The 11,307-nt window shown below is 64.2% G+C and carries 13 protein-coding genes and 1 tRNA gene; 9 read left to right on the top strand and 5 right to left on the bottom strand.

Annotated features, from left to right (window positions below; all coding sequences use genetic code 11):
* Positions 1 to 35 precede the first annotated feature (35 nt).
* On the bottom strand, positions 36 to 821 hold the full coding sequence (locus tag AC1DYX_RS21395; protein ID WP_477262545.1) for an IclR family transcriptional regulator: 786 nt from the start codon (positions 819 to 821) through the stop codon (positions 36 to 38).
* A 141-nt stretch (positions 822 to 962) separates the two neighbouring features.
* Between AC1DYX_RS21395 and AC1DYX_RS21390 the strand changes: the two genes are divergently transcribed.
* The 7 genes from AC1DYX_RS21390 (at position 963) to AC1DYX_RS21360 (ending at position 6,891) form a co-directional block, all read left to right on the top strand.
* On the top strand, positions 963 to 1,349 hold the full coding sequence (locus AC1DYX_RS21390; RefSeq protein WP_477262543.1) for a diacylglycerol kinase: 387 nt from the start codon (positions 963 to 965) through the stop codon (positions 1,347 to 1,349).
* A 19-nt stretch (positions 1,350 to 1,368) separates the two neighbouring features.
* On the top strand, positions 1,369 to 2,007 hold the full coding sequence (locus AC1DYX_RS21385) for a peroxiredoxin (protein ID WP_477262541.1): 639 nt from the start codon (positions 1,369 to 1,371) through the stop codon (positions 2,005 to 2,007).
* Between the two features lie 197 nt (positions 2,008 to 2,204).
* The gene (locus AC1DYX_RS21380; RefSeq protein ID WP_477262539.1) at positions 2,205 to 2,978 is read left to right on the top strand and encodes a sulfite exporter TauE/SafE family protein; all 774 of its coding nucleotides are present in this window, start codon (positions 2,205 to 2,207) and stop codon (positions 2,976 to 2,978) included.
* Between the two features lie 147 nt (positions 2,979 to 3,125).
* Entirely contained in the window at positions 3,126 to 3,968 is an 843-nt protein-coding gene (gene cysT, locus AC1DYX_RS21375) for a sulfate ABC transporter permease subunit CysT (protein ID WP_477262537.1), read from the top strand.
* Position 3,969: 1 nt separating this feature from the next.
* On the top strand, positions 3,970 to 4,887 hold the full coding sequence (gene cysW, locus AC1DYX_RS21370) for a sulfate ABC transporter permease subunit CysW (protein WP_477262535.1): 918 nt from the start codon (positions 3,970 to 3,972) through the stop codon (positions 4,885 to 4,887).
* Position 4,888: 1 nt separating this feature from the next.
* The gene (locus AC1DYX_RS21365; protein WP_477262534.1) at positions 4,889 to 5,962 is read left to right on the top strand and encodes a sulfate/molybdate ABC transporter ATP-binding protein; all 1,074 of its coding nucleotides are present in this window, start codon (positions 4,889 to 4,891) and stop codon (positions 5,960 to 5,962) included.
* Positions 5,959 to 6,891, top strand: coding sequence for a CysB family HTH-type transcriptional regulator (locus tag AC1DYX_RS21360; protein ID WP_477262532.1), 933 nt, complete (start codon positions 5,959 to 5,961; stop codon positions 6,889 to 6,891). Before AC1DYX_RS21365 ends, AC1DYX_RS21360 begins: the two co-directional genes overlap by 4 nt.
* 100 nt (positions 6,892 to 6,991) lie before the next feature.
* Here AC1DYX_RS21360 and AC1DYX_RS21355 read toward each other — a convergent pair whose 3' ends face one another.
* The 4 genes from AC1DYX_RS21355 to AC1DYX_RS21340 all read right to left on the bottom strand — a co-directional run bounded on the left by AC1DYX_RS21355 (position 6,992) and on the right by AC1DYX_RS21340 (position 10,214).
* Positions 6,992 to 8,035, bottom strand: coding sequence for a quinone-dependent dihydroorotate dehydrogenase (locus tag AC1DYX_RS21355; RefSeq protein WP_477262530.1), 1,044 nt, complete (start codon positions 8,033 to 8,035; stop codon positions 6,992 to 6,994).
* A 75-nt stretch (positions 8,036 to 8,110) separates the two neighbouring features.
* The gene (locus AC1DYX_RS21350) at positions 8,111 to 8,839 is read right to left on the bottom strand and encodes an arginyltransferase (RefSeq protein WP_477262528.1); all 729 of its coding nucleotides are present in this window, start codon (positions 8,837 to 8,839) and stop codon (positions 8,111 to 8,113) included.
* Positions 8,840 to 8,900: 61 nt separating this feature from the next.
* Entirely contained in the window at positions 8,901 to 9,623 is a 723-nt protein-coding gene (gene aat, locus AC1DYX_RS21345; protein ID WP_477262525.1) for a leucyl/phenylalanyl-tRNA--protein transferase, read from the bottom strand.
* A gap of 9 nt (positions 9,624 to 9,632) precedes the next feature.
* Positions 9,633 to 10,214 (bottom strand): NUDIX hydrolase, encoded by a 582-nt coding sequence (locus tag AC1DYX_RS21340; protein WP_477262523.1) that lies wholly within the window; start codon positions 10,212 to 10,214, stop codon positions 9,633 to 9,635.
* A gap of 173 nt (positions 10,215 to 10,387) precedes the next feature.
* Between AC1DYX_RS21340 and AC1DYX_RS21335 the strand changes: the two genes are divergently transcribed.
* Positions 10,388 to 10,464 (top strand) — tRNA-Met (locus tag AC1DYX_RS21335).
* A 169-nt stretch (positions 10,465 to 10,633) separates the two neighbouring features.
* Positions 10,634 to 11,056, top strand: coding sequence for a T6SS immunity protein Tdi1 domain-containing protein (locus AC1DYX_RS21330; protein WP_477262521.1), 423 nt, complete (start codon positions 10,634 to 10,636; stop codon positions 11,054 to 11,056).
* Positions 11,057 to 11,307 lie beyond the last annotated feature (251 nt).

The raw sequence follows: 11,307 nt of genomic DNA, 5'->3' as shown, positions 1-11,307 counted from the left end.
CGTCACGCGTGGGCACAGGGTGCCCACCCTACGTATCAGTTCGTCCCGCCGGTCCGGTGACCCAAGGTCGCGGAAATCTGCGCCGCCGTGTTCACCAGGTCTTCCAGCCATTCATCCTGCAGCCGGTCCGCCGGGGCCGAGATCGACAGGCCCGCGACCAGCTTGCCGCTGTCGTCGTGGATGCCGGCCGCCATGCAGCGCACGCCCAGTTCCAGTTCCTCGTTGTCGCGCGCATAGCCGCGGGCGCGCACGAGCGACAGTTCGCGCTCCAGGCGCGTGAGGTCCGTGATCGAATTCTTGTTGTGGCCCGCGAGGCCCGTGCGCGTGGCATAGGCGCGGATCGCCTTCGGCTCGTCGATCGACAGGAACAGCTTGCCCGTCGACGTCAGGTGCAGCGGACCGCGTCCACCGATCGCGCGCACGACCTGCATGCCGGAGCGCTCGGAGAACGCGCGGTCGATGTAGACGATCTCGTCGCCCTGGCGCACGGACAGGTTGACGGTCTGCTTGGTCTTGTTGTGCAGTGCCCGCATCAGGTCGACGGCGGCCTCGCGTACGGACAGCCGGCTCTTGACGACGTTGCCCAGTTCGAGCAGCCGCATGCCGAGGCGGTACGTGCCCGGTTCCACGCGGTCGACGAAGCGCGTCACCACCATGTCGTTCAGGATGCGGTGCGCCGTGGACGGGTGCAGCCCGGAAATCTTCGACAACTCTTTCAGGCTGACAGGGTCGGGGTGACTCGACAGCACGTCGAGCAGGGCCACCATGCGCTCGATGACCTGGATGGAAGTCTTCGCCGGTTCGGGGGTTTCCATTTTCATGATGTGGTTGGTGCAGTGCGGTATATTTCTCTACTTTATACCATAATGTGAAAAAAAGTGGTAACCCAATCAAGTTGCTGTTGCATGGGCATGAAGCTGTGTGCGCATAATGGCGTTTTTGTACAGCTTGCCGAAACAACCATGGATCAACCGAGCAGTGAGTTCAAGAGCAAGGGCGGCCTGGGTCGCATCGCGGCCGCCTTCCGCTATTCGATCGAAGGTTTCATGACCGCCTGGAAGCATGAGCACGCGTTCCGCCAGGAACTGATGGTGGCCGTGCCGGCCGCCATCGTCGCGCTGCTGCTGAAGATCTCGGCGTTCCAGAAACTGGCGCTGATCGCCGTGCTGGGCCTCGTGCTGCTCGTCGAACTGATCAACGCAGCCATCGAAGCCGTCGTTGACAGGGTCTCGCTGGAGCGTCACCCGCTGTCCAAGGCCGCGAAAGACCTCGGCAGCGCGGCCGTGGCACTGGCGATCACGATGGCGGCCGCCACCTGGGCCGTCGTCCTGTACAACCGCTTTTTCTGACCAACACAAGGAGATGATCATGACTTTACGCCTGGGCGACACCGCGCCGGACTTTGAACAGGAATCCACCATCGGCCGCATCCGCTTCCACGAGTGGGCGGGCGACTCCTGGGTCGTGCTGTTCTCGCATCCGGCCGACTTCACGCCGGTCTGCACGACCGAACTGGGCCTCACCGCGAAACTCAAGCCGGAATTCGACAAGCGCAACGTCAAGGCGATCGCGCTGTCCGTCGACCCGACCGAGCAGCACAAGGCATGGATCAAGGATATCGAGGAAACCCAGCAGACCGTCGTCGGCTTCCCGATCATCGCCGACGCCGACAAATCGGTTTCGCAACTGTACGACATGATCCACCCGAACCAGTCGGCCACGGCGACCGTGCGCTCCCTGTTCGTGATCGATCCGGCCAAGAAAGTGCGCCTGATCATCACCTACCCGATGAGCACGGGCCGCAACTTCGACGAGGTGCTGCGCGTGATCGATGCGCTGCAACTCACCGACGGCTATACCGTGGCGACGCCGGGCAACTGGAAGGATGGCGATGACGTGATCATCCCGCTGACGGTTCAGGATCCGGAGCAGCTCAAGCAGAAATATCCGAAGGGCTTCACGGCGCCGAAGCCTTACCTCCGGTTGACCCCGCAGCCCAACAAATAAGCGTCAACGTCCGCATGGCGGTAGGGTGGGCACCCTCGTGCCCACGCGGATGCCAACATGACACGGACGTCACGCGTGGGCACAGGGTGCCCACCCTACGTTGCCCAAACGCATAGTCCGAATAAGCAAATAAGGAACGTGTTGTTTGTTTTACGGCTGAGGAGCTTTACCCTTGGGGCCAACATGGGGGGTAAAGAATGTCAATTACATACATCTTGTCGGGATTCGCAGTTGGTCTGCTGGTCGGCATGACCGGTGTCGGTGGCGGTTCGCTGATGACGCCTCTGTTGACGTTGCTGTTCGGTGTCAATCCATCCGTTGCCGTCGGCACCGATCTCGCCTTCGCTTCGATCACCAAGAGCGCCGGCACCATTACCCACCGCTCGCGCGGCACCGTGCACTGGGATATCGTCGGGCGCCTGTGCCTCGGCGCGCTGCCGGCCGCGCTCCTCGCCACGCTGGCGCTGCAATACTTCGGTCCCCTCAACGACGCCATCGGCAAGGTGATCCGCTATTCGATCGCCGTGTCCGTGCTGTTGACCGTCGTCGCCATCCTGTTCCGCGGCAAGATGCTCGCCTGGGTCAACGCCCATCCGTCGCGCCAGCTGCAAGGACGCAGCCTGGTGGTCGCCACGGTCGTGTCCGGCGCCGTGCTGGGCACGCTGGTGACGATCTCGTCGATCGGCGCGGGCGCCATCGGCGCCACGCTGCTCGTCATGCTGTATCCGCGCCTGACGCCGGCCGAGGTGGCCGGTACCGACATCGCCTACGCCGTGCCGCTGACTGCGATCGCCGCGGTGGGGCATTGGTGGCTGGGTTCGATCAACTGGCCGTTGCTGATGGCCTTGCTGATCGGCTCCCTGCCCGGGATCACACTGGGTTCCTGGGCCGCCCGGGCCGTACCGGAGAAGGTACTACGGGGATTGCTGGCGATGACGCTGGCGGGAGTGGCGGTCAAGCTGCTCCACTGAACGAAAGGCGCCGCAAGGCGCCTTTCCTGCTTTTTGGGATTCGCTAATACGGGAATCTTCTATGCAAATGCGGAATGCTTCGTTTGCAATATGCCATTTCGATGAGAATATTTCGTTCTGTTAGAAGAAATTGTAATAAGGCGTAAGATGAGCACACTACTATCGCGAAACAGTGCCAACCGGGTGATCCCCGGGTTCGGACTCTCGCTCGGGTTCACGATTTTTTACCTCGCACTGCTGGTGCTGATCCCGCTGTCGGCGATCTTCCTCAAGACGTTCACGATGACTTGGGATGCCTTCGTGAGCGCCGTCACGTCCGACCGCGTGATGGCGTCTTACCGGCTGAGCTTTGGCGCCGCACTGATCGGCGCGGCCATCAACGTCGTGTTCGGCGGCATCGTGGCGTGGGTATTGGTCCGCTACCAGTTCCCCGGCAAGCGCTTCGTCGACGCGCTCGTCGACCTGCCGTTCGCGCTGCCGACGGCCGTCGCCGGCATCACGCTGACGTCGCTGTATTCGACCAATGGCTGGATTGGCAAATACCTGGAACAGGTCGGCATCAAGGTCGCGTTCACGCCGCTGGGCGTCGTCATCGCGCTGACGTTCATCGGCCTGCCGTTCGTCGTGCGCACGGTGCAGCCGGTGCTGGAAGACGCGGAGCGCGAACTGGAAGAAGCGGCCGCCAGCCTGGGCGCCAGCCCGTGGCAGACCTTTACCCGGGTGATCCTGCCGAGCGTCGTGCCCGCGCTGCTGACGGGCTTCGCCCTCGCGTTCGCCCGTGCCACCGGCGAATACGGTTCGGTGATTTTCATCGCCGGCAACATGCCGATGGTGTCCGAGATCACGCCGCTGTTCATCATCACCAAGCTGGAGCAATACGACTACACGGGCGCCACGGCCATCGCCGTCGTGATGCTGCTCGTGTCCTTCCTGCTCCTGCTGGCCATCAACCTGCTGCAGGCCTGGGCGCGCAAGCGTGCGGGAAAATAATATGAGTGCCGTCCTCGACAATCACCTGAAAGACAAGGCCGCCGTGGTCGCCCAGGCGCCGCGCAAGGCCACCAATACGCTGGAACCGGGCTGGGTGCGCTACGCGCTGATCGCCGTCGCACTCGTCTTCCTCACGCTGTTCCTGTTCGTGCCGCTCGTGGCCGTGTTCACGGAGGCCCTGAAGAAAGGCTGGGACACGTACAAGGAATCCGTGCTCGATCCGGACGCGCTGTCCGCCATCAGGCTGACGTTCATCGCCGCCGGCATCGCCGTGCCGCTGAACCTCGTGTTCGGCGTGGCCGCCGCGTGGACCATCGCCAAGTTCGATTTCCCCGGCAAGAGCATCCTGCTGTCGCTGATCGACCTGCCGTTCTCCGTGTCGCCCGTGATCGCGGGCCTGATCTATGTGCTGCTGTTCGGTTCGCAGGGCTGGTTCGGTCCGTGGCTGATGGACCACGACATCAAGATCCTGTTCGCCGTGCCGGGCATCGTGCTGGCGACCGTGTTCATCACGTTCCCGTTCGTCGCCCGCGAGCTGATCCCGCTGATGCAGGCGCAGGGCAGCGAAGAGGAAGAGGCGGCGCTCGTGCTGGGCGCGTCCGGCTGGAAGACATTCTTCAAGGTCACGCTCCCCAACATCAAATGGGGCCTGCTGTACGGCGTGATCCTGTGTAACGCCCGTGCGATGGGCGAGTTCGGCGCCGTGTCGGTCGTTTCCGGCCACATCCGCGGCGAGACGAACACGATGCCGCTGCAGGTCGAGATCCTCTACAACGAATACAACTTCACGGCCGCGTTTGCGATCGCATCGCTGCTGGCGCTGCTGGCCCTCGTGACGCTGGCCGTGAAAACCTTTATCGAATGGCGCATGCACCAGGCCCAGAAGGCCAGCGTGCAAGCCCACACCACGGAGCACTGACATGACGATCGAAGTCCAACATATCCGCAAGCAGTTCGGCCAGTTCACGGCCCTGGACGACGTCTCGCTGAAGTTCGCCGACGGCGAGCTGACGGCGCTGCTGGGCCCCTCCGGCTGCGGCAAGACGACGCTGCTGCGCATCATCGCCGGCCTCGAGTTCCCGGACGCGGGCCGCGTGCTGCTCGACGGCGACGACGCGTCGAACCGCCACGTGCGCGAGCGCCAGGTCGGCTTCGTGTTCCAGCATTACGCGCTGTTCAAGCACATGACCGTGTTCGAGAATGTCGCCTTCGGCCTGCGCGTGAAGCCGCGCAAGGAACGGCCGTCCGAAGCGCAGATCCGCGAGAAGGTGAAGAAGCTGCTGGAGCTCGTGCAGCTGGACTGGATCGCCGACCGCTATCCGCCGCAGCTGTCCGGTGGCCAGCGCCAGCGCATCGCCCTCGCGCGCGCGCTGGCCGTCGAGCCGCGCGTGCTGCTGCTGGACGAGCCGTTCGGCGCACTCGACGCCAAGGTGAGGAAGGAACTGCGCCGCTGGCTGCGCCAGTTGCACGACGAGCTGCACGTGACGTCGATCTTCGTCACGCACGACCAGGAAGAGGCGCTCGAAGTGGCGGACCAGGTCGTCCTGATGAACAAGGGCCATGTCGAGCAGCTCGGCACGCCGGCCGACGTCTACAACCACCCGGCCTCGCCGTTCGTCTACGGCTTCCTGGGCAACGTCAACCTGTTCCACGGCCGCGTGCACGAAGGCGTGCTGGCCAGCGGCGACGCCACGTTCCACGCGCCGCAATATGCCGACGTGAAGAACGGCGAAGGCATCGCCTACGTGCGTCCGCACGACCTCGACGTCGAGCGCTATGTGGCCGGCGGCGAGGGCGTCGCCGTGAAACTGCGCCGCGCGCACGCGATCGGCCCGCTGGCCCAGCTGGACCTGGAGCGTGCCGACAATGCCCAGATCATCGAGGCCGTGATTCCGAACGAGCGCTACCGCGAGCTGGGCCTGCGCGATGGCGAGACGCTGCTGGTGAAACCGAGGCGCATGCACGTATTTGTAGATCAGGGAGCGGACATATGAATTTCCAACAGCTGCGTTCGGTGCGCGAAGCCGCGCGCCGTAATTTCAATTTGACCGACGTGGCCAACGCTTTGTTCACGTCGCAGCCGGGCGTGTCGCGCCAGATCCGCGAACTCGAGGACGAGCTGGGCGTCGTCATCTTCGAGCGCAACGGCAAGCGCCTGACCGGGCTCACGGATCCGGGCAAGGGCATCCTCAAGATCATCGAGCGCCTGCTCGTCGAAGCGGAGAACCTGCAGCAGGCCAGCAGCGAATACGCCGCGCAGGACAGCGGCACGCTCACCGTCGCCGTCACCCACACGCAGGCCCGCTACGCGCTGCCGCAGGTCGTGCAGGCGTTCCGCACGGCGTTCCCGGGCGTGCGCATCGCCCTGCAGCAGAGCGCACCGGAACACATCGCGGAATGGGTGCTGTCGGGCCGCGCCGACATCGGCATCGCGACCGAGGGCCTGTCCACGTTCCCCGACCTCGTGTCGTTCCCGTGCTACCGCTGGAGCCACCTCGTCGTCGTGCCGGACGGGCACCCGTTGCTGCAACAGTCGCCGATCAAGCTGGCCGACCTGGCCGAATTCCCGCTGATCACGTACGACGTCGGCTTCACGGGCCGCAGCCACATCGACTCGGCGTTTGCCGCCGCCGGCGTCAGCCCGGACATCATGCTGACGGCGATGGATTCGGACGTCATCAAGCAATACGTGTCGCTGGGGATGGGTGTGGGTATTGTCGCTTCGATGGCATTCGATCACGGCCGCGACCGCGGGCTGCGTGCGATCGAGTCGTCGCACCTGTTTGCGCCGAACGTCACGCGGCTGGCCGTGCGCCGCGGCGCTTATCTGCGCGCCTACGCCTACGATTTCATCGAGCGTTTTGCGCAAGGTTTTACCAAGACGGATATCGAGAAGGCGTTGCATCCCGTCGTCGCGGATTGACGACTGCGCAGGGCGTAGGGTGTGGCACCCCGTGCCCACGCGTAACGCCAACAAACCGCATACGTCACGCGTGGGCGCAGGGGTGCCCACCCTACCAGTCTCAGCTTTGCGCGCGCAACGCGTCCGCGCACTCGCGCACGAGAGCGGGGCCGCGGTAGATCAGGCCGCTGTACAGCTGCACGAGCTTCGCGCCGGCATCGATCTTGGCCTTGGCGTCGCGGCCGCTCAGGATGCCGCCCACGCCGATGATCGGCACGGCCTCGCCCACTTCGGCCTTCAGCGCGCGGATCACGATATTGGACAGGTCGAACACGGGTGCGCCCGACAGGCCGCCCTGTTCGTTCGCATGGCGCATGCCTTCCACGTCGCGGCGGTTCAGCGTCGTGTTGGTGGCGATCACGCCATCGATGCCATGGCGGACCAGGGCGCCGCCGATGTTCCGGATCTGGTCGCCGTCCACGTCCGGCGCGATCTTCAGTGCCAGCGGTACGTAGTGGCCATACTTGTCGGCCAGGCGCGACTGTTCTTCCTTGAGCTGCGACAGCAGCGCATCCAGCTCGGACGCGCCCTGCAGCTGTCGAAGATTCTTCGTATTGGGCGAAGAAATGTTCACGGTGACATAGCTGGCGTACGGATACACCTTGCGCAGGCATGCCAGGTAGTCGTCGGCCGCTTTTTCGATGGGCGTGTCGGCATTCTTGCCGATGTTCAGGCCCAGCACGCCCTGGCGTTCCTGGTAAAAGCGCGAGGACTGGACGTTGGCGACGAAGGCATCGACGCCGCCGTTGTTGAAGCCCATGCGGTTGATGATGCCTTGCGCGGCCGGCAGGCGGAACATGCGCGGCCTGGGGTTGCCCGGCTGGGCGCGCGGCGTCACGGTACCGATCTCGATGGAGCCGAAGCCGAGGGCGGCCAGGCCGTCGATATAGGCGCCGTCCTTGTCCAGGCCGGCGGCCAGGCCGACCGGGTTCGGGAATGTGATGCCCATGACCGTGCGCGGATCGGGTTTCGGTTTCTTGACGAAGCCCGTCCACCCCATCGCCGCGGCACGGCGCAGGGCGGGAAGGGTCAGGTTGTGGGCCCTTTCAGGGTCGAGGGAGAACAGCAGCGGGCGGGCGAGGGCGTACAGGAGTTTGTCGGACATGATCGGCTATCGTGATTTGGGCGACATTTTACCTTGTATGGATGCAATGCCGCATCATTCACATACCACGGCCGATCAGCGATCCAGCACACCCCACACGCCGTCGATACGGGCTTCCAGCGGCTTGAAATTGATCTTGTACGCCATCTTCGGGCTCTGCTCGATCCAGTAGCCGAGGTAGACGTAGGGCAAGCCCAGCTCGCGCGCCTGGCCGATCTGCCACATCACGTTGTACGTGCCGAACGACGCACCGGCCACGTCCGGGTCGAAGAACGTGTACACGGACGACAGGCCGTCCGACAACACGTCGATGATCGATACCATGCGCAAGGTGCCGTCCGGCTCGCGGAATTCCACGAGGCGTGTGTTGACCCGGCTTTGCAGCAGGAATTGCGCGTACTGGTCGCGGCTGTCCTGGTCCATGCCGCCGCCCACGTGGCGCGTCGTCTGGTAGCGCAGGTACAGCGCGTAATGCTCGTCGGAGAACGACAGGTTGGCCACCATTGCCGTCAGGTCGTCGTGGCGGTTCCATGCGCGCCGCTGGCTGCGGTTGGGCGTGAAGCGCTCGGCCGCCACGCGCACGGGGATGCAGGCGCGGCAGCCGTCGCAGTAGGGACGGTAGGTAAAGATGCCGCTGCGGCGGAAGCCGCTGCGCACGAGTTCCGAATATACGTCCGCGTTGATCAGGTGCGATGGCGTGGCAACCTGCGACCGGGCCTGGCGTGCGTCGAGATAGCTGCAAGGATACGGTGCCGTCGTATAGAACTGCAGCGTGGAAAAGGGCAGATCATTCAGGTGCGTCATGCAAAGCTCTCGGAACGACGTGTGTTGAACCCATTGTAGCTAAAGACGGCGCCGCACACCGTTAGGTGGTCAACGGTGGCGCAACTTCCCAACGTTCGATGGGCGGTTCCTGGATCGCCTGGCGCAGGTGATGCAGGAATTCCCGGCGCGGGATCGGGACGGCGCCCAGCGAGGCCAGGTGGCCCGTCTCCTGCTGGCAGTCGATCAATTTCACGCCCTGGCCGCGCAGGAAGGCGACCAGGTAGGCCAGCGCGACCTTCGACGCGTCCGACACGCGCGCGAACATCGATTCGCCGTAGAACATGCGGCCGATGCACACGCCGTAGGCGCCGCCGACCAGTTCGCCGTCCAGCCACACCTCGGACGAGTGCGCGTAACCCATGCGGTGCAGGCCCGTGTAGCCGGCGATGATGTCTTCCGAGATCCACGTGCCGGGCCCGTCCTTGCGCGGGGCGGCGCAGGCGCGCATCACGGCTTCGAACGCGCCGTCGAAGCGCACGACCCAGGGCCCGCCGGCCTGGCGGCTGCACTCGATCTTGCGTAGCGTTTTCTGGAGGCTGGCGCTGACCTTGAAGCGGTCGGTGTACAGCACCATGCGCGGATCGGTGCTCCACCAGAGGATGGGCTGGCCCTCGGAAAACCACGGGAAGATGCCGTTCCGGTACGCCTGCAGCAGGCGCGCCGGCGAGAGGTCGGCCCCGGCCGCGAGCAGGCCCGGCGCGTCCGTCGTCAACGCTTCGGACACGTCGGGAAACGGCGTATGGGCCTCGAGCCAGGGAATCATGGTCGGCGGTCAGTCGGGTTGGACGGGCGCGCGCATGGGGCCCGCGATGTCACGGGTGTGGAATCCGTAGGTGCCGCCTTCGCGGATCTTGAGCCGGTCGGCGAAGAACAGTTCGAGCGTCGTGCGGATCGTGGGGAAGGCGAGTTCGCTCCACGGGATTTCGTTTTCACTGAACAATTGCACGTCCAGGCTTTCGATGCCCGGCGCGAAATCCAGGTCGACGAGGCGCGCCAGGTAGAACATGTGCACCTGATGCACGTGCACGACGTTCAGCAAGGTGAACAGATCGCCCAGTTCGATGTTCGCGCCGGCTTCTTCCTCGGTCTCGCGCGCGGCGGCCGCGCTGGTGCTCTCGCCGTTTTCCATGAAACCGGCCGGCAGCGTCCAGTAGCCGTAGCGCGGCTCGATGGCGCGCTTGCACAGCAGGACCTTGAGTTCGCCGTCCTGTTCCCACACGGGGATCGAGCCGATCACCATCTTCGGGTTCTGGTAATGGATGGTGCCACAATTGGTGCATACGAAACGCGGGCGGTTGTCCCCTTCGGGGATGGCCACCGTGACCGGGTGGGCGCACTCGGAGCAGAATTTCATAGGAAACGGATAAATTAAGTTGCCCTTACTTTACCACCGTATTGGGGTCGGCTGTACCGCAATCCGCCAGCCGTTCGTGCCCGGCGCGGAGACGGCTCATGCTGCAATTGGAGGGCGTTGGAGAATCGGGATTGCCGGAAGTGCCGAACCCGCGTATAATGCAAAGCATCAGACGCGGGGTGGAGCAGTCTGGCAGCTCGTCGGGCTCATAACCCGAAGGTCACAGGTTCAAATCCTGTCCCCGCAACCAGATTCCAAAGCCGCTGATCCTGTTCCGGATCAGCGGCTTTTTCGTTTTGGCCCTGCCGCGCTCGCCCGTTCGACCGGGCGCAAGCATTCCCCAGCCCCGCGCAACCTCCGCCGTCCAGTCCGGTCGAACGCATGTCGACTGCACTGCACACATGAAAGCGGAGCCAACGATGATTACTGTGGAATACATCAACGACGCGTGGGGCTGGACCGGCCTGAACGCGGTCGAGGTATTGGGCGAGAACGCCTTCGGCAACCTGATCGTCCGCGACGAGGACGGCATGTACTGGCGCTTGTCGCCGCAAGACCTCCGGTGCGAGCCGGTGGCCGAAGACCGCGCCGCCCTGGACGCCCTGTCGTACAACCAGGATTTCCTGGACGGCTGGTACATGCCGGAACAGGTGCGCCTGGCGGAGATGACGCTGGGCCCGCTGACGGCCGGCCGCAAGTACTGCCTCCGGATTCCCAGCGCGCTGGGCGGACACTATGGCCGCGACAACCTGGCCATGGTGCCCTTGCACGAACTGATCCGCTTCTCCGGCGAGGGCGCCCAGCAGTTCGACGGGCTGCCGCGCTGGCTGTCGCACGGGTAGACAGAATGTATTGACCTACCAACCTCAACGGACGCGGGTTACGCTGAGGGTTGGTGAACCTTTCGGCGCAGAGCCGCAATTGAGGAGGTAGGTCATGAACGAGTTTAGCAAATATGTAGGCCTGGATGTCCATAAGGCGACGATCGCTGTCTCGATTGCGGACAGTGCCGGTGGCGATCCACGTTTCTACGGCGAGATAGCCAACACGCCGGTTGCGATAGCGAAGCTGATGACGCAGTACGCAGTTGGCC

Source organism: Massilia sp. P2_C2, assembly GCF_056404615.1.
Note: the sequence above shows the minus strand (reverse complement) of the source record. Positions and strands in the feature narration are given on the sequence as shown.